19 protein-coding genes and 1 pseudogene are annotated in these 22385 nt (G+C 69.6%); 7 read left to right on the top strand and 13 right to left on the bottom strand.

Going from position 1 to position 22385, the window contains the following annotated elements; genetic code table 11:
* Positions 1-13: 13 nt before the first annotated feature.
* From AB0E24_RS05220 to AB0E24_RS05165, 12 genes are all read right to left on the bottom strand, one after another.
* Positions 14-1330, bottom strand: a complete 1317-nt coding sequence (locus tag AB0E24_RS05220; protein WP_359374975.1) for an aspartate aminotransferase family protein — start codon at positions 1328-1330, stop codon at positions 14-16.
* Complete coding sequence (locus AB0E24_RS05215; RefSeq protein WP_359374974.1) at positions 1327-3048, bottom strand: acetolactate synthase catalytic subunit; 1722 nt, start codon at positions 3046-3048, stop codon at positions 1327-1329. Before AB0E24_RS05215 ends, AB0E24_RS05220 begins: the two co-directional genes overlap by 4 nt.
* A gap of 195 nt (positions 3049-3243) precedes the next feature.
* Positions 3244-3882: a carboxymuconolactone decarboxylase family protein gene (locus tag AB0E24_RS05210; RefSeq protein WP_359374973.1), complete on the bottom strand. Its 639-nt coding sequence runs from the start codon at positions 3880-3882 to the stop codon at positions 3244-3246.
* Between the two features lie 145 nt (positions 3883-4027).
* Positions 4028-5293: an ABC transporter substrate-binding protein gene (locus AB0E24_RS05205; protein WP_359374972.1), complete on the bottom strand. Its 1266-nt coding sequence runs from the start codon at positions 5291-5293 to the stop codon at positions 4028-4030.
* Between the two features lie 41 nt (positions 5294-5334).
* Positions 5335-6150, bottom strand: coding sequence for a carbohydrate ABC transporter permease (locus tag AB0E24_RS05200; protein ID WP_359374971.1), 816 nt, complete (start codon positions 6148-6150; stop codon positions 5335-5337).
* Positions 6147-7061, bottom strand: coding sequence for a carbohydrate ABC transporter permease (locus AB0E24_RS05195; RefSeq protein WP_069869454.1), 915 nt, complete (start codon positions 7059-7061; stop codon positions 6147-6149). The genes AB0E24_RS05200 and AB0E24_RS05195 overlap by 4 nt, the downstream gene beginning before the upstream one ends.
* Positions 7058-8149: an ABC transporter ATP-binding protein gene (locus tag AB0E24_RS05190; RefSeq protein ID WP_359374970.1), complete on the bottom strand. Its 1092-nt coding sequence runs from the start codon at positions 8147-8149 to the stop codon at positions 7058-7060. The genes AB0E24_RS05195 and AB0E24_RS05190 overlap by 4 nt, the downstream gene beginning before the upstream one ends.
* A 1-nt stretch (position 8150) precedes the next feature.
* Positions 8151-9191, bottom strand: coding sequence for a succinylglutamate desuccinylase/aspartoacylase family protein (locus AB0E24_RS05185; RefSeq protein WP_069869456.1), 1041 nt, complete (start codon positions 9189-9191; stop codon positions 8151-8153).
* The gene (locus AB0E24_RS05180; RefSeq protein ID WP_359374969.1) at positions 9188-10030 is read right to left on the bottom strand and encodes a phytanoyl-CoA dioxygenase family protein; all 843 of its coding nucleotides are present in this window, start codon (positions 10028-10030) and stop codon (positions 9188-9190) included. Before AB0E24_RS05180 ends, AB0E24_RS05185 begins: the two co-directional genes overlap by 4 nt.
* 20 nt (positions 10031-10050) lie before the next feature.
* Entirely contained in the window at positions 10051-11193 is a 1143-nt protein-coding gene (locus AB0E24_RS05175; RefSeq protein ID WP_359374968.1) for an aminotransferase-like domain-containing protein, read from the bottom strand.
* 189 nt (positions 11194-11382) lie between these two features.
* Positions 11383-12513 carry a pyridoxal phosphate-dependent aminotransferase gene (locus AB0E24_RS05170; protein WP_359374967.1) on the bottom strand — a complete coding sequence of 377 codons (1131 nt, stop codon included), beginning with the start codon at positions 12511-12513 and terminating at the stop codon, positions 11383-11385.
* Between the two features lie 4 nt (positions 12514-12517).
* Positions 12518-14008 (bottom strand): alkaline phosphatase family protein, encoded by a 1491-nt coding sequence (locus tag AB0E24_RS05165; RefSeq protein ID WP_359375256.1) that lies wholly within the window; start codon positions 14006-14008, stop codon positions 12518-12520.
* Positions 14009-14298: 290 nt separating this feature from the next.
* Here AB0E24_RS05165 and AB0E24_RS05160 point away from each other — a divergent pair, with 290 nt between their 5' ends.
* The 4 genes and pseudogenes from AB0E24_RS05160 to aroA form a co-directional block, all read left to right on the top strand.
* Positions 14299-15183 (top strand): MurR/RpiR family transcriptional regulator, encoded by an 885-nt coding sequence (locus AB0E24_RS05160; protein ID WP_079255832.1) that lies wholly within the window; start codon positions 14299-14301, stop codon positions 15181-15183.
* An 11-nt stretch (positions 15184-15194) separates the two neighbouring features.
* Positions 15195-15866 (top strand): HAD family hydrolase, encoded by a 672-nt coding sequence (locus AB0E24_RS05155; protein ID WP_359374966.1) that lies wholly within the window; start codon positions 15195-15197, stop codon positions 15864-15866.
* 124 nt (positions 15867-15990) lie between these two features.
* Complete coding sequence (locus tag AB0E24_RS05150; protein WP_093706747.1) at positions 15991-16260, top strand: hypothetical protein; 270 nt, start codon at positions 15991-15993, stop codon at positions 16258-16260.
* A gap of 481 nt (positions 16261-16741) precedes the next feature.
* Positions 16742-17962: pseudogene (gene aroA, locus AB0E24_RS05145) on the top strand (3-phosphoshikimate 1-carboxyvinyltransferase); the annotation flags it as partial.
* Between the two features lie 141 nt (positions 17963-18103).
* On the opposite strand, the gene AB0E24_RS05140 reads toward aroA, so the two are convergent.
* On the bottom strand, positions 18104-18988 hold the full coding sequence (locus tag AB0E24_RS05140; protein ID WP_359374965.1) for a MurR/RpiR family transcriptional regulator: 885 nt from the start codon (positions 18986-18988) through the stop codon (positions 18104-18106).
* Positions 18989-19549: 561 nt separating this feature from the next.
* Here AB0E24_RS05140 and AB0E24_RS05135 point away from each other — a divergent pair.
* Genes AB0E24_RS05135 through AB0E24_RS05125 form a run of 3 tightly spaced genes read left to right on the top strand, consistent with a single transcriptional unit; the run spans position 19550 to position 22353 of the window.
* The gene (locus AB0E24_RS05135; protein WP_359374964.1) at positions 19550-20521 is read left to right on the top strand and encodes an amino acid ABC transporter permease; all 972 of its coding nucleotides are present in this window, start codon (positions 19550-19552) and stop codon (positions 20519-20521) included.
* A 59-nt stretch (positions 20522-20580) separates the two neighbouring features.
* Entirely contained in the window at positions 20581-21336 is a 756-nt protein-coding gene (locus AB0E24_RS05130; protein WP_359375254.1) for an amino acid ABC transporter ATP-binding protein, read from the top strand.
* A 45-nt stretch (positions 21337-21381) separates the two neighbouring features.
* Complete coding sequence (locus AB0E24_RS05125; protein ID WP_174882968.1) at positions 21382-22353, top strand: ABC transporter substrate-binding protein; 972 nt, start codon at positions 21382-21384, stop codon at positions 22351-22353.
* The last annotated feature ends 32 nt before the right edge of the window (positions 22354-22385 follow it).

Raw genomic sequence — 22385 nt, 5'->3', positions numbered from 1 at the left:
GGCCTCCGCCGCCCTAGCCGGTGTTGCCGACCGGCTGACGGGAAGCCGCGGCCAGCGCTTGGTCGACGGCGGCCAGGGTCCGGTCCACATCGTCGTCGGTGTGGGCCGCGGAGACGTACCACAGGCCGGTGTCGCGGGCGTGGACTCCGCTGCGGATGAGGTGTTCGGAGAGGTGGCGGAGCGGTTCGGTACGACCGGCGAGCGTGTCCGCGTAGGTGCGCGCAGGTGTGGGAGCGCCCCAGTGCAAACGGATCAGGGCGCCGGCCCGCAGGGCCTGCAACGGCGCTCCGTGCCGGGCGGCGAGCCGCTCGATGCCGTCGGCGAGCTCGTTGGTCAGGCGTTCGAGGCGAGGGTAGAGGGAGTCCTGGTCGCTCTCCAGGACATCGAGAGCCGCATTGGCCGCGACCACTGATGTCGCGTTGCCGTTGTAGGTTCCGGCGTGCCCGATCTCCTCGGCGATGCGCATGACCTCGGCACGTCCCGCCACCGCGCTGATCGGGAACCCTGCCCCGAGGGCTTTGGCGAGGACGGTGAGGTCGGGGGTCACGCCGGTGCGCTGCTGGGCGCCGCCGGGGGCCAGCCGGAAGCCGGTGACGACCTCGTCGAAGACGAGCAGGCAGCCGTGCTGGTCGCACAGGCGGCGGGCCGTGGCCAGATACCCCTCGTCGGCCCAGAGGTTGCCGCCGTTGACCGCGACGGGCTCCATGATGACCGCGGCGACGTCCGCACCGTGCCGCCCCAGCAGGTCGGCAAGGGCCTCCGGATCGTTCCAGGGGCAGATCAGAATCTCGGGCCCGACGAGGTGGTGATCGGCGACGATCGCCGGGCGCGGTGCCGGGCCGGTTCCGGCGGGGCTGCCCGGCCCGTTGGCGGTGACGGGGTCGATCCAGCCGTGGTAGTGGCCCTCGAACTTGACGGTCTTGCGTCGTCCTGTCGCGGCGCGGGCCATCCGCAGCGCCGCCTGGACGGCTTCGCTTCCCGTCACATTGAGCAGGACCATCTCCGCGCCGGGCACCATCCGGACGATGCGCTCGGCCAGCTCCGCCTCCGCCTGGTGCTGACCGCCGTACAGGACGCCCGCGGCGAGCTGCGTGCGCACGGCCTCGATCACCCGTGGCGGCTGGTGTCCGAGCAGCATCGGGCCGTACCCGGCGACATAGTCCACGTACTCGTTGCCGTCGACGTCGGTGATCCGGCTGCCCAGTGCGGAGGTGAAGGCCAGCGGGGTGGGTCGCAGCACAGCCCGGCGGGAGGAATTCACTCCCTTGGGGATGACCTGATGGGCTCGCCGCATGTACTTTTCCGAACCGGCGAAGGTCTTCACGTTCACAGGGCGACTCCAGCCGTCAACTCCGACAGGGTGGGGTCGTCGTCCCAAGCGGAGATCGGTGGGAAGGCGTCCGCGACGGTCACCACATCGATCACGGTGACCGCGGACGAGCCCATCGCGTCACGGAGCGCGCCGGCCAGGTCGTCCGCGACGTCGACACGGACGCCTCGCGCGCCGCATGCGGTGGCGATGGCGGCGTGATCGATCCGGGTGATGTCGATGGCGGTGGTGTGCTCGGCGAACTGGTGCAGCTCGGAGTGTTTCTGGTAGCCGAGGATGGCATTGTTCAGCACGATGACGGTGAGGGGCAGGTTCATCCTGACGGCCGTTTCCAGCTCGGACCAGCAGTGCGCGAACCCGCCATCACCGACCACGGCGACCACGGGGCTGTTGGGGCCGGCCGCCTTGGCGCCAATGGCCATGGGGAGTCCCCAGCCGAGCCCGGCGAGCCCTCGAGGGGACAGAAATCGCTGGCCGCCGCGCTGGGCGCGCAGATAGTTGGACATCCAGATGGAGCTGTAACTCGCGTCCGCCACGACGATGGTGTCCGGGGTCAGCAGAGCGTCGAGCTCCTTCATGATCCTCTCGGGCCGGATCGGTGAGCCGTCCGCCGTCGCCCGGGGCCCGATGCGCCGCTCATGCTTGATCCTGGCCTGCGCGATCTGAGCGATCACCTGATCACGGGCGGCCTCACGGGTATCGAGCGGGGAGGACTTCAGCTGATCCACGATCGCCCGCAGGGTGAGCTTGGCGTCACCGACCAGGCGGACGGCTTCGTAGTTGCGTCCCACCTCGACCGGGTCCATGTCGATGTGGACGTAGGTCGCCGTGGGCGGGAACAGACGCCAGGCGTCTGTGGCGTTCTCGTTGGTTCGTGTGCCCACGAACACGATCACATCCGCGTCCGCCACCAGTGGACGGGCGTAGTGCGTGGCCGCGTAGTCGCCCATGGCATAGCCGATCACGCCTACCGAGAGCGGATCGGTCTCATCCACCGTCCCCTTGCCCATGGGCGTCGTCGCCACCGGCAGCGCCGCGAGTTGCTGCATGTCGTGAAGCTCGGGCGCGGCCCCGGAAACGTGAACCCCGCCCCCGGCGACCACCAGCGGGCGTTCGGCTGAAGCGAGCAGATCGGCGACGTGCTTGATCTGCTCAGCTCCCGGAAGGTACCGGTCCAGGGGGAAGTGACCGTAGCCGGCCCGACGGGAAGAGGCGACCGGCAGGGGGGCGGCCAGGACATCCTTGGGGACGAGCAGTACGACGGGCCCCGGGCGGCCGGAGGTCGCTTCGGTGACCGCCGCGTCGACGTAATCGTCGACCCTGGCGGGATCGTCAATGCGGTGGATCGCCTTGGCGCACGCGGCAAAGAGCTTGACGTGGTCCAGTTCCTGGAAGGCATTGCGGTCCCGGGCCGCCTGTGGGACTTCCTGGACGATGGCGATCACCGGCACCGACGCTTTGAACGCCTCGGCCAGAGGCGGCACCAGCAGGGTCGCGGCGGGGCCGTTCTGAGCGGCCACGACGCCGACCTTGCCCGACACCCGGGCGTAACCGTCGGCCATCGCACCGCCCGCGTTTTCGGTACGGTATACGATCTGTCGAATCGATTCTTCGGGTGTGGCCAGGAAGAACAGCGACGGCAGACTCTGTCCGAACACGTCGCTCACACCGTGGCGCCGCAATGCCGCTGCCAATCCTCGCGCGACCGTGCTTGTCATGTGGGATCTCCTCCATCAGCCCTGTTCGGCGATTGTTCATGGAGTGGATCACACACATTCTCCAGAGGTCCAATAGAGGGATTTGCCGCCCCGATAACTATCGCTTATCGGGACGGCAAAGTTGCCTCCTATTGGCCTTTGTGTACATGGTAAACGCGGAAGTAAAGGGTTGACGCCGGGGATAAAACAGGTTGGCTATTCGGCCGGGGCGGCCGCGGTCCCCAGCGGATCGTCGTGGGCCGTGGGGGACGGCCCGGTCATCGGTCGCAGGCTCAGGGCGTGGCTGATGCGTGAGGTGGTGACGAAGCGGGCGGCCAGGTGGATGATCGCGACCAGACCGCGGTCGTCGAGGTGGGCTCCGGCCGCGGTCAGGGCGGGTGTCGGCGGCGCCGCGAACACCACGGCGAGTGTCAGCCGGCGCACCGCTTCCTCGGCCGCGGTGAGGCCGCCGACGGCGCGGCCTTGAGCCGCTCCGATCCACGCCTCGCTCATGCCGTGCGCGCGGGCCACGTCCAGGTACTGGGCACGTTCGTACTCGTTGCCGAGCGCCTGGTGCGTGGCGAGGGCCACGATCAGCACGTGCTCGGGATCCAGCGCGGCCTTCAGCTGTTCCGTCATGTCCAGCAGTGCCAGGACGGCGCCCGGATGGTGCAGGGCCACGGCGAGGAACCCGTTGATGTAGCCGAGCCGGTCCGCCCGCTCGGCGAGCCGGTCCCGCAGGCCGTCGGGCAGTCCTGCCACGACCGTCGCCAGGTCCACGGGTTCGGGCCGCGTCCTGTCGCCGAGGCCCCGGTAGGGCACCGTCGTCCAGTCGACCTCGGGTCGGTCGGACATCTCAGTCCTCCACTGTGGTCGGGGCCGCGGGCACCTGCGAGGTGGGCCGGGCGGCTTCGTCCGGTCCGGGTGCCGGCGGTTTTCGGGCAGGGCATATCGGCACGGTGGTGATCTCTTTACCGGGGGGAGAGTGGGCAGGATCGGTTCAGGGGAGGAGGGATTCGGCCCGGCGCGCCGCGTCGTTGAGCGCCTGTCGTGGTTCCTTCGCGCCCGTGAGGGCGGCGTAGATGTTCTGCTGTAGCAGGTCGTTGATCTGAACGGCCCGCAGGCCGGGGAACTGGAAGCGTTGCGCGAGGTCCGGGACGGAGTCGAGCGCCGGCCGGCGGTACGGCTGTTCCTTGATGACCGGGCCGAGGTACCGGGCGCCGGTGGCCCGCACGTTGACGGGGATCTCGCCGGTGTTCGTGCACAGCTCGGTCTGCCCGGGGGCGCTGATGAGGGCCTGGATGATCTGCCAGGCGGCCCGCTGTTCCCGCTTGTCCTTGGTGAAGATCACCAGCGATCCTCCGCCCGGTGGCAGCCGCCGGGTGCCGCCGTCCGGGATCGGCACCATGGCCGTCCGGCAGTCGAACGACGCCTCCTTGGCGTAGCGCACCGGCTTGGTGGATGGGCCGAAGACCATCGCCGCGTCGCCGCGGAGGAACGCGTCGTCCATCTCCAGCGTGGTCGTCGGGGTGCTGAGCTTGTCGGTGATCAGCCCGCGCCAGTAGGTGAGCACGTCGAAACCGGGGCGGTCGGCGAACGTGGTACGCCGTCGCCGTGTGTCCATCAGGGAGCCGCCGGCCCAGCCGATGAAGTTCTCGAACGTCCAGTTGGAGTCCGCGTTGTAGGAGTGCAGCGCCCCGTAACGCGCGGCCCGCCGACCCACCAGGGCCGCCGCGGCGGACCGCATCTCGCTCCAGGTGGTCGGCGGCCGGTCCGGGTCGAGCCCGGCCTTGCGGAAGGCATCCGCGTTGTACGAGAACACCATCGTGCCGAGGCTGTAGAGGGCGGCGACCGTGTGCCCGTCGTAGCGGTTCACCCGTCGGAACGGCTTGATGTAGTCGTCCGGTCGGAAACCGCCCTCCGACATCAGGGGTTCGAGGGGTTGCAGCAGGCCGGCCGCGGCATAGGTGAGGACGGCATTGGCGCCCACCAGGGCCATGGTCGGCGGAGTACCGGCGGCGAACGCGGTGGCCAGCCGGCCGTCGACGTCCGACCAGTTGCCGCCGCCGCCACTGAGCTGGATCTCGAAGGAGACGCCGGTGCGCCGGGTGAAGTCCTTGCCGAGCGCGGCACCCGCGGCCTGCGCGCGGACGCCGCTCGGGACGAGGAACCGCAAGGTGCCGGATGTGTCGCGGCCGCAGGCGGTGGTGACCGCGGCGGCACCCGCGGCCAGCAGCAGTGCCCGTCGGGAGACGATGCTGGTCATGGCTGTGCTGTCCTTGCGTGGGTACGGAATACGGACCACGGCTATTCGCCGTCGGCGGTGAGGACGAGTCCGCGGACGAGGTGCCGCTGGATCAGGAGGAAGCAGATGAGCAGCGGCAGTGCCGCCAGCGCGGCGATCGCCAGTTGCACGTTCAGCGGCACGGTGCTCTCCGGTCCGGAGACCCCGGCAACCGCGTACGGGACGGTCGCGGCGCGGTCGGTGGTCAGGACGACCGACGGCCAGTACAGGTCGTTCCAGTGCGAGACGACGCTGAACACACCGGCGGCGACCAGGGCGGGACGGACGTGCGGCAGTACCACCCGCCACAGCATCGCCACCGGCCCGACGCCGTCCAGCCGGGCGGCGTCGAACAGGCTCACCGGAATGGCGAGGATGAACTGGCGGAACAGATAGATGCAGAACCCGCTGCCGACGCTCGGCAGGATCAGGGCCAGGTAGCCGTCGAGCAGACCGAGGCCCGACAGCAGGAAGTAGATCGGGATCCCGGTCACCTGGACCGGAATGACCAGACAGATCAGGACCAGCTTGAACGTCAGCCTTCGGCCGCGGAACTCCCAGCGCGCCAGCGCGTAGGCGACCGGCAGCGAGGTCACCACCTGTGCGAGGAAGATCGCCCCGGTCACCAGCACGCTGGTGCCGTACACGCGCGGCCAGTCCAGCGCGGCCCAGGCGTCGCGGACATGGTCCAGGGTGAGGTGCGGCGTCAGGTCCCCGTTCAGCGGGTTGCCCACGAGGAACGTGCCCGCGACCATCAGTACCAGGGGCCCGAGCATGATCACGCCACCGGCCGCGACCGCCGTGTGGACACCGACGCGGCGCCGAATCGTGGTGTTCATCGCGCACCCGCCCGCTCAAGCCGGCGTCCGCCGGCGAGGTACTGCGCGGCGACCGTGACGAGCACGAGGCCGAGGAGGACGGTGTTGACGATCGAGCCGCTGCCGATGTCGAGATAGCTGACGCCGTACCGCCATTGCAGGTCCGCCAGGGTCTCGGTCGCCCCCAGCGGTCCGCCGTCGGTCATCACATGCACTTGGTCGAAGACACGGAGCGCGTCGCGGGTGGCGATGATCAGGGCGAACATGGTCGACGGTCCGAGCGCCGGCCAGGTGATGTGCCAGAACCTGTGCCAGGGACCGGCGCCGTCCAGCCGGCCGGCCTCGTGCAGATGCCGCGGCACACTGGACAGCCCGGCGAGGAACATCACCATCGACGAGCCGATGCCCGCCCAACTGCCGATCACGGCGATGGCCGGCAGCGCCAGCGTGGTGGAGTGGAGCCAGTCGGTGGCGCCGGTCAGCCGCCCGATGGTGGAGTCGACCAGTCCCGTGCCGGGGTAGAACAGCCGGCGCCACACCACCGACATCGCCGCCATCGTCGCGATCGTCGGCAGGAAATACACCGTGCGCCACAGTCCGCCCCAGCGTGGCAGGGCATGGATGCCGAGCGCCGCGAGCAGGCTGAGGCCCACGATCACCGGCACCGTCAGCATGGCGTACAACAGGGTGTTGAGCGTGGCCTGTTGTAGTTCGGGGGAGGTCAGGATGCGATCCCAGTTGCGCAGCCCGACGAAGCGGATGGAGCGCGTGAGCGGTTGGTAGTCGAACAGGGTCAGCGCCATCACCGTGCTCAGCGGCACGATGAAGAACACCATGAGGAAGGTCGCGGCCGGTGTCACCAGGAGCGCCGGTACATACCGCCGTGGTGTCCGAAGGCGCCGCGGTACGGAGGCGTCGAGCAGTGCGGTCATGGGCAACGCACCCCGTCGGCGGTGAAGTGGTGCAGATCGGACCGCCGCACGTGCAGCGCGAGCTCCCCGCTCGGCCGGGTGTCCGCCGGTACCCGCATCCGGGCGCGCCGGCCGTCGATGTCGAGGTGGACGAGGCGGTCGCGTCCGCGTAGTTCGGCCATGAGGACCTGGCCGCGCAGATCGATGTCGTCCCCGTCGCCCGTGCCGATTCTCAGGTGGTCCGTCCGGCAGCCGACGGTGGCGGCCCCGGGCATCGATCCTGTGGCGAACGGGCCTTCGGCGTCGAAGGTGTTCATCCCGTCGAGGAAGGTGGCCACGAAGGTCGTCGCCGGGGTCCGGTAGACGTCCTCGGGGGGTCCGGCCTGTTCGATGCGGCCCGCACGCATGACGACCAACTGGTCCGCGAGGGCCAGGGCCTCGACCTGATCGTGGGTGACGAACACGACCGTCATGCCCAGGCGGCGCTGGAGCGTGACGAGTTCGGCGCGCATGGTGTCCCGCAGGGCAGCGTCGAGGTTCGAGAAGGGCTCGTCCATGACCAGCACCGCGGGGTCGCGGACCAGGGCACGGCCGATGCCGACCCGCTGCCGCTGCCCGCCGGACAGCTCGCTCGGCTTGCGGTCGAGCAGCCCGTCGAGACGCATCAGTTCGGCGGCCCGCAGGGCGCGTTCGCGGCGGGTCGCCCGGTCGACCCGCCGCATCCGCAGCGGGAACTCGATATTGCCGAGGACCGTCTTGTTCGGGTACAGGGCGTAGTTCTGGAAGGCCATCGCCACACCGCGGTCCTCGGCGGAGATGTCGGTGACATCGGTCTCGCCGATCTCGATCCGGCCGGATGTGAGCGTCTCAAGACCGGCGACGCAGCGCAGCAAGGTGGTCTTGCCGCAGCCGCTCGGCCCGAGCAGCACCGTGATGGATCCGGCGGGCACGGTGAGGTCGACGTGGCTGAGGGCGTCGGTCTCGGAGCGGTCGAACCGCTTGGTCGCCGCGGATACCCGTACCGCCGACGGTGTCGGCGCCGCGGTGTCGTCGGCGAGCGCCGAGGGCGCGGTCCGGCGGGTGGTCCCCGCCGGTGATTTCAGCTGCATGTCACGCACCGTCTTCCCAAGGTCGGCCCAGTACGAAGACGCAGTCCCCGAGGCCCGTGCGCGCGGGGATGCGCCGTGCGAGGACGACGCCGTCACGGGTGGACACCACCGGATCCGGCTCCCGCCACGGTGCGGTGGTGTGGCGGATCAGCCCGACGACCTGACCGCTGTGGACCCGTTCGCCCAGTGACACCAGAGGCTCGAACAGGCCGCGTTCGGTGGAAGCGGCGTAGACGTACTCATGGGCCGGTGTCCGGTGCAGCATCGTCGTCGTGGCGGGCGGTTCGGTGGTGAGCGGCCTACGCAACAGGCCGATGTGATGCAGCAGGCGCAGCACACCGTGCTCGGCGAGCCGGACCTCCTCGCGGCCGACCGACGCGCCACCGCCCAGCTCCGTGGACAGATGGAACACGCCCGCGCGCCGGCAGGCGCCGATCAGCGCGGCGTCACCCCCGGTGGAATGGTCGATGATCATCGAGGTGGGCATGCCGAACGCCCGCAGCATGTCCAGGGAGCGGGCGAACCTGTCCGGGTCGTCCGACCGCGCGACGACGGCGACCGGAAGGTACTCGATGGATTTGCCGCCCGAGTGCAGATCGAAGACGAACTGCGCGCGGGGCAGGATGTGGCTTTCGATGAAGTGGGCGATCATCTCCGTGGGCTGGCCGTCGGGCCGGCCCGGGAAGTTGCGGTTCAGATTGCCGCCGTCGAGCGGGGAAGTCCGCTGGTCCGCCGCCACCGCGGGTGCGTTGGCCGCCGGCAGGATGATGACCTGGCCGGTGATGTCGGCGGCTCGCAGCCGTTGCAGCAGCCGCATCACCACCACCTGGCCCTCGTACTCGTTGCCGTGGTTGCCGGCCATGAGCAGCGCGGTGGGACCGTCGCCGTTGCGCAGCGACACGATCGGGATGCCCGTGTAGCCGTAGCCGGCGTCGCCATCCGATGTGCTGTGCACGGCGAGCGGCAGCCGCAGGTAGCCGTGCGCCTCGCCGTCGGAGTCCAGGTCGACGTCGGTGAAGATCCGGGTGGGTGCGCGGGTCATCGTTCGCTCCTCGGCGAGCCGGACTGCGCGGCGATGGCCGCCTTGCGCCGCTCGGCCTCGCCGACGATCTCGTCGTAGAAGGCGGACGCGGCCGGGTCGAAGTCCGTGCTTGGCCGCGGTTCCGGGCGGAAGTGCCCGTGGCGGTCGGTGCCGCGGACCAGCGTGGCGCTGTCCTGGAAGCCGGTGGTCTGCCGGACGTGGGCGGCGACGTACCGGATGGTGATCCCGCAACGCCGCACGTCCGATGTGTTCGGCGAAGAGCCGTGCACCAGCATCGTGTGATGCAGTGAGAACTCGCCGGGCTGTAGCTGGAGGTCGGCGGCGGCCGCCTCGTCGACATCGACCGTGATCTCCTGACCGCGGCTGGCCATGTTGTCGGCGGCGAAGGTGTCGGTGTGCCGCAGCTGGCCGTCGGTGTGGGTTCCGGGGACGACACGCAGGCAGCCGTTTCGCCGGTTGCTCGGGGTCAGCGCCACCCAGGCGGTGACGACGCTGGGCTCGGACAGTCCCCAGTAGGTGGCGTCCTGGTGCCAGGCGAGGAACCCCGGGTCGTGGGGCTTCTTGTCGAAATGGCCGGTCGCCCAGGCCAGGATGTCGGGACCGAGCACGTCCTCGACGGCGTCGAGGATCCATGGCTCGCGCATGAGCTCGTTGAGCCACGTCATGAGGAGGTGCGGCTTGACCTTGGCACGCGCCCACAGGCCGGGGTGGTCGGCCTCCAACTGGTCCATCCGGTCGCGGTAGCCGACCGCGGCGTCGGCGTCGAAAGCGCGGATCGGGCATACGTAGCCGTCGGTCCGGTAGTCCTCGACCTGTGCGTCGGTGAGTACCTTGGGCATCTTTCGGGTCTCCTTGGTGATCAGCGGTGGTAGGCGTGGCGGACGGCGGTGAGGCCGCGCTCCAGGGCGGCGCGGTCGGGAGGCGCGCCGACGCCGAACCGGACCGCCTCGGGGGCGGTGCCGGTGCCGAAGTAGAAGGTGTCGCTGGTGCCGATGGAGGCACCCGCGGCGAGCGCGCCCGCCGCGAGCTCCGCGGCGGTACGGTCCGCGGACAGGGGCAGCCAGACGTGCAGCGACTCGGGTGTCGCGCGGTGGTCGATCCCGGCGAGCGCGTCCGTCACCAGTTCGTGGCGGGCGCGGATCTCGTCCCGGACCGCGTCGATGATCGCGGTGGCCCCGTCGTCCTCGACGAGGCTGCTCATCACGGCGGCGTTGATCGGCGCGACCATCCAGTAGGTGCTGCGGACGCCGGGCCAGAACCGGGCCTTGGCGGACTCCTCGTCCGGCGCGACGACGTAGGCGACCTTCAGCCCGGCGGCGATGCTCTTGGCGGTGCCGAGCACGTACCAGGACAGTTCCGGCAGGTACGCCGACAGCGGCGGGGGCGCGTCCGTGGGGAGGAGGCTGTAGATGTCGTCTTCGATCACGGACACGTCGTACCTGCGGCAGACGTCGGCGATCGCGCGGCGGCGGTCGGTGCTCATGGTGACGGTGGTGGGGTTCTGCAACGTCGGCATGGTGTACAGGGCGGCGGGCCGCCGGGTCCGGCAGACCCGCTCGAACGCCTCCGGATCGATCCCCTCGCCGTCCATCGCCACGGGAGCGACGTCGATGCCGAGGGTCTGGACGAAGGTGCGGATCGTCGGGTAGGTCAGGCCCTCGACGGCGAGCAGCCCGCCGCGGGGAACCAGTCCCGAGAGCAGCTGGATGAGGATGCTCTGGGTGCCGTTGGCCACGACGACCCGCTCCGGGGTCGGCGTCGTCCCCAGGCGCCGGCCGGTGAACGCGGCACCTGCGGCCCGGTCACGGTCGGAGCCGCGGTACTGGTGTGCGCCGATCAGACGGGACGGCGACCGACGGGAGAGCGCGGAGTCGAGGGCCGCACCGTACCGTGCGTCGAACACCTCCGGTACGTCGGGCGGCAGGTTGCCGCTCATGAAGACGGGACTCTCCCGGCGGCGCAGGTCGTCGGGGTTGTGGTCGGAGGCGATGAGTGAGGTCATGAGGGGCTGCTTCCTTGAGATGAGGTGGCCCGGGTGATGGAGAGGTCGGTGAGCCGCCGGAAGAAGACCGGGGCGGGCGTGGTCCGCGACAAGGGCCTGATGAGTGCGTGGTGCGCGCGGATGATGGCTGTCCCGGCGGTCGCGCAAACCAGGGGTGCCGGTGCGAAGGCCGAGGGGCGGCCCGGTTGGTCAGTCGTCCCAGTCGCCCAGGACGTCGGCCATGATCTGTAGTCCGTGGCGCAGTTGTGCCTCCTCGACGGCGAAGCTCAGCCGTACGTGTCCTGGCGCGCCGAATGACGTGCCCGGCACGGTGACGACGCCGGCGCTCAGGAGCCGGTCCGCCACCGCGAGGTCGTCGGGGTGGAACCGGCGGATGTCGGGGAAGACGTAGAACGCGCCGTCGGGGGGCGTCTGGAACAGGCCGAGAGGTTCCAGGACGGATGCGCACAGACTCAGCCGCTCGCGGAGGGTCGCGCGGAAGCCGGCGGTGACGTCCGGCCCGGTGAGCGCGGCGAGTGCGGCTGCCTGCGCTATGCGGCCGACGTTGGAGGTGGTGTGGGACTGGACGGCGGTCGCGGCGTCGATGACGTGCTTGGGGGCGGACATCCAGCCCACCCGCCAGCCGGTCATGGCGAAGGACTTGGAGACACTGCCGACCGTGACGAGCCGGTCGGTGATCGCCGGAGCGACCCGGCTCGGCGCCGGGACGGGCCGGAAGCCGAGGTCGACATAGGTCTCGTCCGACACGATCCAGACGCCGTGCTCGGCCGCCCAGGCCAGGAGGGCGCCGAGCTCCGACCGGTCGTAGACCAGGCCGGTGGGGTTGTTCGGCGAGCACAGCACCAGCGCCCGGGTCGACGGCGTCCGGGCCGCCTCAACGTCGTCCGAGGTCACCTTCAGCGCACCGGTGGACGGCTGGACGACCACCGGACGGCCGCCCGCGAGCCGGACCGAGGAGGGGAAGGTCACCCAGTACGGCGCCGGGATCAGCACCTCGTCGCCCGGCTGGAGCAGCGTCATGAACGTGTTGAACAGGGCCTGCTTCGCACCGTTGGTGACCAGCACCCTCGATCCGTCGAGGGGAGCCGTGGCCGGTGGGGTGAGCCGGTCGGCGATCGCCTGACGCAGGTCGTCATCTCCGCCGGTCGGTCCGTAGTGGTGGTTCTCCGGTTCGGACGCGGCGTCGATGGCCGCGTGCACGATGTGGGCGGGCGTCGGCAGGTCGAGTTCGCCCGCCGAGAAGTCGAAGACATCGACGCCCTCACGGCGTAGCTTCGCGGCGCGTTGGCGCAGTGTGGCGGTCGGCGACAGGGTGACCACGGGCCTATTCCTCGTTTCCCGAGTCGGCCTGCCGCCCGGAGGCGGCCGGTTCGGCGAGGCCCTGCGCGGGATCGCGGTGCTCGGGCGGCGTCCGCTGGCCCGACACACCGCCCACCAGGTAGGAATGGCTCCCGGTCCGGCGCACGCTGACGGACGCGTCGCCGCGCCGGATCGTGCGTTCTTCGACGAGAAGTCCGGGGGCGTCGGTGACATCGCGCAGCGACTCGTTCAGCACACGGCCGTCGACGTCGTCGAGCGGTGCTCCGGTGACGAGCGTGTACGCGGTGGCGGCGATGTCGGCCGGTCCCGCGGGCTCGTCGCGCCGGGTGCGGGTCTTGAAGGCCGGCCCATGCAGGATCAGCGGAATGCGCATGTCAGCCGGGTGGACGGTGCCGTGCACGCCGCTGTACGGCTGGGTTCCGTCGGCCCGTGCGTGCAGGGCACGGGCCGGCGGGTCCGCGGGCCCGCACTGGTCGGCCGATTCGGTTCGCATGGTGATGACCAGGTCTGGCGTGAACGGTGAGTCTCCGCTCACGGCCAGCGACAGCGGGAACGCGCCGTCGGGACAGTGGGCGTCCGCGCAGAAGACGGGTCCCGCCCAGGGTTCTTGGACGATCCGGGCTGTCATGTCGGCCCGTAGGCGCGGTGCCGTGCCGGGCTCGAAGTAGCCGAAGACGGCGCCGCTGTTGAACGTGGGCACGAATCCGTTCGGGGGCAGGCCGGAGCGTTCGGCGATCCGGTCCAGTGTCCCGGTCAGCTCCGGCGACTCGATCGTCTCGCAGAAACCGTGGTCGGCGGTGAGGATCAGATTGCACTCCCGGCCCGTATCGAGCACGGCGGTGTGCAGGGTGCGAACGGCCCGGTCGGTTCGTCGAATCGCCTCGGTGCTGGTCGTCGACGTCAACCCGGTGGCGTGGTGCGCGGTGTCGGGTTGTCCGGACCAGAAGATCAGCAGATCGGGAGCGCGCGTCGTGATCGAGACCACCCCCGCGGCGACTGCCCACTCCAGCGCCTCGTCGTCGGACGCGGGGCGTGGCCCCAGCTCCTCGATCGCGGCCCTGACATTGGAGGGAACGCAGCGGTGGACCTCGTGCTCGGGACCGACCGAGGCGATTCTGGCTCCGTGTCCGGCGTCGCTGCCGGGATTGAGCAGGTAGGTGCAGCCGGCCGAGCCGTTGCCGACGACCACGGTGCTGCGGCCGGACCTGCTGAGCCGCTCCGCGACGGACGCCTGCGGCATGGCCCCGGCGCCACGCAATCGGCGCACGTCATCGGCGACTGCCGTGTTGAGGTGACCCAGCTCGGGATGCCACACCCGATTTCCGAAGACCCCCGTACGTCCGGGGTGGCACCCCGTCGCCAGCGTCGCGGCGTTGGTGCGGGTCAACGCGGGGAAGGCGGCGACGGCGTGGTCGTAGGAGCAGCCCTCGTCAGCCAATCGCGACAGGAACGGGGTGGTGGAGGCACTCAGAGCGGCTGGCCGGAGGCCGTCGATGACCGCGATCAGGGTGAGTGGTGTGGCAGGAATCGTTCTCTCCTTCCTCAGGGGCCACTGCGGGGCGCGCCGCGCTGTGTGGCCGTCCAGCTCGGGGGCCGTGTGAACTGCTGCCGGCCTGTGCTGGCGGTGCCAGGCTCAAAGGCCCGGATGGCGTGCGAACCAAGCTGCGGTTACCGAAGGATGAACTATCCAGCTCATCCTGAAACACGGGATGGATTATCCAATCCGTGCTAGTCTCCTGCCCGCATCGACAGTCGATCTGTGTTCGCGCGGCGAGATGAGGTCTCATGGTTGCAGCCGAGTCATCCCTGGTGAGCGGCGAGTTCGTCACCCGTGCTCAAGCCGCGCTGCCCAGCCTGGGCGCGACGGACAAGCGGTTCATCGAGCTGGTCCTCAGTGACCCCGAAGCGGTCGTGCGCGGCTCGGTCACCGAGCTGGCCCAGAAGGCGGGCGTCGCCCAGTCCTCAGCCGTCCGGGCCTGCCAACGCATCGGGTACCGGGGCTACCAAGACGTCAAGCTCGCCATCACCCGCGATCTCGCCCAGCGGGGTGAGCAGGAGCAGGAGCTCGCCCACGAGGAGGGGATCGACAGCCGGACCTCGGCCGGCGAGATCCTGGATCGCATCCTGCGCCGGAGCGGCCGGGCCCTGGTCGATGCGGTACGGACCGTCGACCCCGAGCTGCTGTCCCTCGCCATCGACCGCATGGCGGTGGCCGGCCGCGTCCTCGTCGTCGGGAACGGCACCTCCGCGGCGCCGGCCCACGACGCCGCCTACCGGTTGTCCGCGCTCGGCCTCGTGACGACGTACCCCACCGACGTGATGGCCCAGCATCTCGCGGCACGGCATCTCGACGACTCGTGTGTATGCCTGGTCATCAGCCACACCGGTGCCAGCCGCGAGTCGCTGCTGGCCGCCGAGGCGGCCCGGGCGGCGGGTGCCTTCACCGTCGCCATCACCAGCTTCACCAACTCTCCCCTGACCCGCGTCGCGGACGCCGCGCTGATCGCGGGAGGCCCCGAGTACGGCTTCCGGCTCGAAGCCATGGCAAGCCGCCTCGCCCATCTGGGCATCGTCGACGCGCTCTTCGTCGGCATCGCGGTCCGCCGCCCCAAGGCGTCCACCAAAGCACTCGATGTGATGGCCGACATCACGATCGAACACTCTCTGTAGAAGGAACACCTGTGCCCCACCAAGACGCCTCCCGAGCGATAGACCTGGCCGTCCTCGACATGGCCGGTACCACCATCGCGGACAACGGCACCGTTGAACGGGCCGTGGACGAGGCCCTGTCCCTCGCCGGCCTCGACGCGATCGCCCCGGAAACGCTCCGCCCCCTGCGCGGCATGGCGAAGACCGACATGTTCAACCGCCTGGCGCCCGATCGCCACAAGGCCGCCGAAGCGCACCGTGCCTTCATCGACCTCATGCTGAACGCGGTGCTGGCGGGTGAACTGACCGCCAAGGACGGGGCCGAGGACGTCCTCGCCGGCCTGCACGAACGCGGAATCAAGACCTGCCTCATGACCGGATTCGACGCCGCGGTCCAGGACGCACTCCTCGAAACCCTCGGCTGGCGGGACATGGTCGACCTCACCGTCGCCCAGTCCGGAACACTCCGTGGCCGCCCCTATCCCGACCTGATCCTCTCCGCGGTCATCCAGCTCCGTGTCGACGCGGTCCAGCGCGTCCTCGTCGCCGGTGACACGGTCAACGACCTGCTCGCCGGTACAGGCGCCGGAGCCGGACATGTCATCGGCGTCCTCGGCGGAGCGCACGACCGCGAACACTTGCGGTCCGCACCGCACACGGCCATCGCGGTCGACCTGAAGGACGTGCTCGGCAACCTTTCTTAGGGCAGGTACGGCGGCGTCATCCCGCGCGGGCGCGCTCCGAGCGAGCCGCGCCGTTCGCCGGTGAGCGCCGACCACGCGGCGATCTGAGCACCACGCTGAAGATCCTCGACGACTGGGACACCCCATGCACTCGCCCCACCGCCCGGCGCGGTACAACTTCGACGATCGCCGCGACGCCGACTCACCGGCGTTCATGACGGGAACCCTGCCGCCCAAGGTGCCCGATGTCTTCAACCCGATCCTGCACCGCACCAGGCCGCCGCGGCACGGTTCGTCGCCCGGTGCTTTCCGCAACCACCGGACCTTGAGCGGATGGTCGTCACCAACGGCACTCGGCGTCCCCTTCGACCCGGACAGCGACGCCACGGCTGGTCCGACGCGGGCCGCGGGCTGATGCACGACGGGCAGCGGGAGGAAACGATCAGGTGACGCCGCGGGCCGAGGCGGCCGTGTTGTCACGCCATCCGATCAGCGAGACGCATGCCGTGGAGATACCCGACGAGACGATGCACCGCGGTGGCTGTACCGCGGTCGTGGAAACCGCGCTCGGGCGGCTGCCCATCCTGTCGGCCGGCCTGTGGGGCAACGTGAAGATCGCATGGCACCGGCGAGTGATCGCCGACCGGCCGCGGCCGTACCGCACGATCGTGAGACACCTCGAGTCCGTCGAGAGCGAACTGCCGCCGCTTGTCGGCGCGGACCTCAACGCGGAACCCGACAGCGGCGAACTCCGCCGCCCGGCGGTCGGCCGACGAGCCACCCAGTGTGGGAAGGACCAGTTGCAAGGCATGAACATCGAACTCTCCTCGCCGCAGAACGAGGGGCCGCGGCGCGGGGATGGCGGACCCCTTTCCGAGGGCGGCTTTCGGTTCCAGGACGCCCCGGGGTCGAAGTCCATCACCGCACGCGCGCTGTTCCTGGCGGCCGCCGCCCGAGGAACGACGGTGCTGCACAGACCGCTGGTCTCGGACGACACCGTGGGATTCGCCGAGGGCCTTGCCCGGCTCGGCTACCGGCTGGAGCGCACGCAGGACCGGTGGAGCGTCGAGGGCCGCGCGCGGGGACCGGTAGCCGAGGAGGCGTCGGTCTTCTGCCGCGACGGTGCCACCACCGCGCGATTCCTCCCCGTCCTGGCCGCCGCCGGCCACGGCGTCTTCCGCTTCGACGCGTCCGCCCAGATGCGCCGCCGCCCCCTCGGCCCACTCACCCGGGCACTGCGTTCCCTCGGCGTCACCGTCATCCACGAGGAGCGGGAGGGCCACCACCCGCTGACCGTGCGTGCCGACGGGATCAAGGGAGGGCACGTCACGCTGGACGCCGGGCTGTCGTCCCAGTTCCTCACCGCACTGCTGCTGGTCGGCCCGCTCACCGAGCAGGGGCTCGCCATCACCGTGACCGACCTGGTGTCCGCGCCGTACGTGGACATCACCGTGGCGATGATGGAGAGCTTCGGGGTGCGTGTGCACCGCGACGGGGACACCTTCACCGTGCCCGCTCAGCCCTACCCGGCCATCGACTACGCGATCGAGCCGGACGCCTCCACCGCCGGCTACTTCCTGGCGGCGGCCGCGCTCACCGGGCGTCGCGTCACCGTCCCCGGGCTTGGCTCGCGCAGCCTCCAGGGCGACCTGCGCTTCGCCCAGGTGCTCGCCCGGATGGGAGCACAGGTCACCCTGGCCGAGGACCACGTGACCGTCACGGGCGCTCACGGCGGGCGGCTGGCCGGCATCACCGTGAACATGCGTGATATCTCCGACGCCGTGCCCACGCTCGCCGCCATCGCACCGTTCGCCGACGGGCCGGTCCGGATCGAGGATGTCTACAACACCCGGATCAAGGAATGCGACCGGCTCGAAGCCTGCGCCGAGAACCTGCGTGCCCTCGGTGTCCCGGTCCAGATCGGACGGGACTGGATCGAGATCCACCCCTCCCGGCCCCGCCCGGCACACATCGCCTGCCACGGCGACCACCGTATCGCCATGGCCTTCAGCGTCACCGGACTGCGTACCCCCGGCATCACCCTGGACGATCCCGGATGCGTGAAGAAGACCTTTCCCGGCTTCCACCGAGCGTTGGACGACCTCCGTAAGTGGTGAGCCGGGGCCACAAGCAGGCCCTGCTGACTCTCGCACGCCGACGCCTCAATGTCCTGTGGGCGATGATCCGTGACGGAGAGTGCTACCACGCCTCATCTTCCGTCACGCTGGCGGCTTGACATCACGATTGGGAAGTTCTTTCTACAGGGAGTGTTCGATCGTGATGTCGGCCATCACGTCGAGTGCTTTGGTGGAGGTCTTGGGGTGGCGGACCGCGATGCCGACGAAGAGTGTGTCGATGATGCCCAGGTGGGCGAGGCGGCTTGCCATGGCTTCGAGGCGGAAGCCGTATTCGGGGCCTCCCGCGATCAGTGGGGCGTCTACGACGCGGGTCAGGGGCGAGTTGGTGAAGCTGGTGATGGCGACGGTGAAGGCGCCGGCGGTCCGCGCCGCCTCGGCGGCCAGGAGTGACTCGCGGCTGGCACCGGTGTGGCTGATGACCAGGCACACACAGGATTCGTCGAGGTGCCGTGCGGCGAGGTGCTGGGCCCTGACGTCGGTGGGAAACGTCGTGACGAGGCCGAGTGCGGATAGTCGGTAGGCGGCGTCGTGGGCCGGCGCCGCGGAGGTGCCGATACCGATGACGAGGACGCGGGTGGCCGTCGCGATGCGGTCGATGGTGAGTGACAGCAGTTCGGGGTCGACGGTCTGTACCGCGTCGGCCAGGGCCCTGCCGCTGCGGCGGAGTATGCGGTCGAGGATGTCTCCGGCAGGTGTCTGACTGTCGATTCCCTCTTCATGGGCGAGTTCTTGTTCCTGCTCGTTCTGCTGGGCGAGGTCGCGGGTGATGGCGAGCTTGACGTCTTGGTAGCCCCGGTACCCGATGCGTTGGCAGGCTCGGACGGCTGAGGACTGGGCGACGCCCGCCTTCTGGGCCAGCTCGGTGACCGAGCCGCGCACGACCGCTTCGGGGTCACTGAGGACCAGCTCGACGAACCGCTTGTCCGTCGCGCCCAGGCGGGGCAGCGCGGCTTGGGCGCGAGTGACGAACTCGCCGCTCACCAGGGACGGCTTGGCTGCAACCACGGGACCTCGATTCGCTGCGCATGCGTGGATCGACTGTCGATACGAGCAGGACGCTAGGGCCTGTCGTCAAAGGGGGCGCCCTGCTCCCGACGCCTGGCACGGCCGCTCGCCGCGTTGTCGCGTCACCCGAGTACGCCCAGTACGAGGGCGACGCTCCGCCTTGCGATCGACCGCACCAAACGCCGCTCGCGGCCGGGCGCCCCCTTTGACGACAGACCCTAGCACGGATGGATTATCCATCCTGGGCTAGAGCTGTATCTGGATAGTTCATCCCTCGGTAACCCGAGCGTGGCCCCCGTGCCACCCCCGACTCCGAACCTGGCACCGCCGGGGCGGGTCGGCGGCGAGGCCCACCTGCGTCAGGCGATCGCCGACCGGCTCACGCCAAGGATCACACGGGCAACGCGTTCATGGCGCTGCTCAAGCCCGGGGACGAGGTCCTGACGACCACCGCTTGATGTGCTCGCCCGACCGGCGGGCGATGGTCTCCCGCACCGTCTTCCACCGCTTGCCCTGCCCGCCCGGGCTCCCCGAACTCACCGCTGAATCGGAGACGTCATCATGACCGCTGTCACTGACGGCAAAGCCGCGCCAGGACCACCGGGCGGCAGTGCCGAGCAGTCCAGACCTCCCAAGATCGTCCCCGTCCGGCACCCCGGCCGCTGGGCGGCCGTGGCCATCGCCCTCGTCCTGGTGGCGCAGTTGGTACACGCCCTGGCCACCAACCCCGGCCTGGAGTGGGCGACTTTCGGGCAGTACTTCTTCGACCCCAGCGTTCTGCACGGCGTATGGCTGACCATCCAGCTCACCTTCTACGCCGGGTTGGCGGGCTTCGCGGGCGGCATAGCGCTGGCCTTCATGCGGCTCTCTCCCAACCCCCTGCTGCGAGTGACCGCCTACGCTTACGTCTGGGTCGTGCGCTCCGTGCCACTGCTGGTGCAGGTGCTTTTCTGGTTCAACATCTCCTACCTGTACTCGCGGCTGAGTATCGGGGTGCCGTTCGGCCCGGAGTTCTTCTCTTTCAGTACCACCCATCTGGTCAGTTCGACGAGTGCCGCCGTCATCGCGCTCTCGGTCAACGAGGCCGCCTTCGCCTCGGAGATCGTCCGAGCGGGGCTGCTGTCCGTCAGCCAGGGTCAGCTGGAAGCCGCCGCCGCGCTGGGGATTCCCGGGCGCCGCCAGCTTCTGCGCATCGTGCTGCCGCAAGCCATGCGGACCATCGCGCCCAACGCTGCCAACCAGCTGATCTCGCTGTTCAAGAACACCTCGATCGTTTCCGTGATGGCGATCATGGAGCTCTTCTACACCGTCCAGGTCATCTACGGGCGCACTTCCCGCGTCGTGCCGATGCTGCTTGTCGCGACCGCCTGGTACATCCTGCTGACCACCCTCCTGACGATCTTCCAGTACTACGTCGAGCGGCGTTTCGCCAAAGGCACGACGCGGGCGCTGCCGCCGACCCCTGTTGAGCGGGTGCGCCTCGCCATCCGCGACGTCCGCGCGGCTGCCAAGGATGAAGGGACCCCGCGGTGACCACGAAATCGCCTTCCGCCGACCGCCGTCCGCACAAGGCCGCGGCCGATCCCGCCCGGGTGGTCGTCGACATATGCGACGTCCACAAGAGCTACGGCCTGGTCGAGGTACTCAAGAGCGTCGATCTCCAGGTCCGCGCCGGCGAGGTGACCGTTGTGCTGGGCCCGTCCGGATCCGGCAAGTCCACCCTGCTGCGCTGCATCAACCACCTGGAGAAGGTCAAGCGCGGCACCGTCACCATCGACGGCGAACTGATCGGCTACCGGCGGGTCGGCGACAAGCTGCACGAGCTGCGCGAGCGCGAGGTGCTGCGCCAACGCACCCACATCGGCTTCGTATTCCAGAACTTCAATCTCTTCCCGCACCTCACGGTGGAGGAGAACCTGGTCGAGGCACCCGTCTCCGCCCTGGATGTGCCGCGTGCCCAGGCCCAGGAACGCGCCGAGCGGCTGTTGGAGCGCGTCGGCCTGCGCGACAAGGCGACCGCCTACCCCGGGCAGCTGTCCGGCGGCCAGCAGCAGCGCATCGCCATCGCCCGAGCGCTCGCCCTGGAACCCAAGGTGCTGCTCTTCGACGAGCCCACCTCCGCACTCGACCCGGAGCTGGTCGGCGAGGTGCTGGATGTGATCAAGGATCTGGCGCGTGCCGGCACCACCATGATCGTCGTCACCCATGAGATCGGCTTCGCCCGTGAGGTCGCCGACAACGTGGTCTTCATGGACGAGGGCCGGATCGTCGAACAGGGGACACCGGGCGACGTGCTCGACTCCCCCCGGCACGAGCGCACCCGCACCTTCCTCTCAAAAGTCCTCTGACCCCACTTCTTCCGATTCTCTTGTCTCTTGAAAGGCAGAACCACCATGTCCGTGCTCATCCGCCCCAAGCTCGCCGCGTTCACCACCCTGACGATCGTCGCCGCGCTCGCTCTGAGCGCCTGCGGCGGTTCCACGAAGGACGCGTCCGGATCGGCGTCCAAGGGGCCCTTCAACACCAGCCCCGAGCAAAGCCGCTACGGGGCACCCAAGGTCGCCTCCATCGCCGCTGAAGTACCCGCGGCCATCCGATCCCGGGGCACCCTCGAAATCGGCAACTCCAAGGGGAGCACCGCGCCGCTCACCTTCTTCGCCACGGACAACAAGACCCTCATCGGCGTGGAAACGGACATGGCGTACGCGATCGCCTCGGTGTTCGGCCTCAAGGTGCACTACAACCCGGTCTCCTTCGAACAGATCTTCGTCGGTCTGGACAGTGGCAAGTACGACGTCGGCGTCTCCAACATCACCGTCACCGAACTGCGCAAGCAGAAGTACGACATGGCCACCTACCGCAAGGACGCGCAGGCGTTCGAGGCCAAGAAGGGCACGACGTGGCGCGTCACCGGCCCCAAGGACGTGGCGGGCAAGACCATCGCCGTGCCCACCGGGACCAGTGAGGAGAAGGCCCTGCTGGACTGGAGCGCCCAGAACGTCAAGGCGGGCCGCAAGCCCATCAACGTGAAGTACTACCAGGACGAATCGGCCTGCTACCTGGCCCTCCAGTCCGGCCACATCGACGCCTACCTCCATCCCAACCCCGAGGCCCAGTACCATGCCAAGACCTCCGGCCAGACCCAGGTCGTCGGCGGCATCATCGGAGACGGAGAGCACCTTCAGGGCCTGATCGCCGCGACCACCAAGAAGAACGACGGCCTCGGCAAGCCGCTCAACGACGCGATCAACTACCTGATCAAGAAGGGCGTCTACAGGAAGATCCTGGCCCGCTGGGGTCTCACCAGCGACGGGGTGAGCACCTCACAGCTCAACCCGCCCGGCCTGCCGATCGACAAAAAGTGAGCGCCCGAATACGGAACGTCCAACCCGGGCAA

It is taken from the genome of Streptomyces malaysiensis subsp. malaysiensis (assembly GCF_040653035.1).
Taxonomy (GTDB): Bacteria; Actinomycetota; Actinomycetes; order Streptomycetales; family Streptomycetaceae; genus Streptomyces; species Streptomyces malaysiensis.
The sequence above is the reverse complement of the archived record's forward strand: the minus strand, read 5'-3'. Positions and strand labels throughout refer to the sequence as shown.

Bases quoted from the DNA above. Each gene is read 5' to 3' on its own strand.
- AB0E24_RS05215 (WP_359374974.1), bottom strand. From the start codon at position 3,048: ATGACAAGCACGGTCGCGCGAGGATTGGCAGCGGCATTGCGGCGCCAC.
- AB0E24_RS05210 (WP_359374973.1), bottom strand. From the start codon at position 3,882: ATGTCCGACCGACCCGAGGTCGACTGGACGACGGTGCCCTACCGGGGC.
- AB0E24_RS05205 (WP_359374972.1), bottom strand. From the start codon at position 5,293: ATGACCAGCATCGTCTCCCGACGGGCACTGCTGCTGGCCGCGGGTGCC.
- AB0E24_RS05200 (WP_359374971.1), bottom strand. From the start codon at position 6,150: ATGAACACCACGATTCGGCGCCGCGTCGGTGTCCACACGGCGGTCGCG.
- AB0E24_RS05195 (WP_069869454.1), bottom strand. From the start codon at position 7,061: ATGACCGCACTGCTCGACGCCTCCGTACCGCGGCGCCTTCGGACACCA.
- AB0E24_RS05190 (WP_359374970.1), bottom strand. From the start codon at position 8,149: ATGCAGCTGAAATCACCGGCGGGGACCACCCGCCGGACCGCGCCCTCG.
- AB0E24_RS05185 (WP_069869456.1), bottom strand. From the start codon at position 9,191: ATGACCCGCGCACCCACCCGGATCTTCACCGACGTCGACCTGGACTCC.
- AB0E24_RS05180 (WP_359374969.1), bottom strand. From the start codon at position 10,030: ATGCCCAAGGTACTCACCGACGCACAGGTCGAGGACTACCGGACCGAC.
- AB0E24_RS05175 (WP_359374968.1), bottom strand. From the start codon at position 11,193: ATGACCTCACTCATCGCCTCCGACCACAACCCCGACGACCTGCGCCGC.
- AB0E24_RS05160 (WP_079255832.1), top strand. From the start codon at position 14,299: ATGGTTGCAGCCGAGTCATCCCTGGTGAGCGGCGAGTTCGTCACCCGT.
- AB0E24_RS05150 (WP_093706747.1), top strand. From the start codon at position 15,991: ATGCACTCGCCCCACCGCCCGGCGCGGTACAACTTCGACGATCGCCGC.
- AB0E24_RS05135 (WP_359374964.1), top strand. From the start codon at position 19,550: ATGACCGCTGTCACTGACGGCAAAGCCGCGCCAGGACCACCGGGCGGC.
- AB0E24_RS05125 (WP_174882968.1), top strand. From the start codon at position 21,382: ATGTCCGTGCTCATCCGCCCCAAGCTCGCCGCGTTCACCACCCTGACG.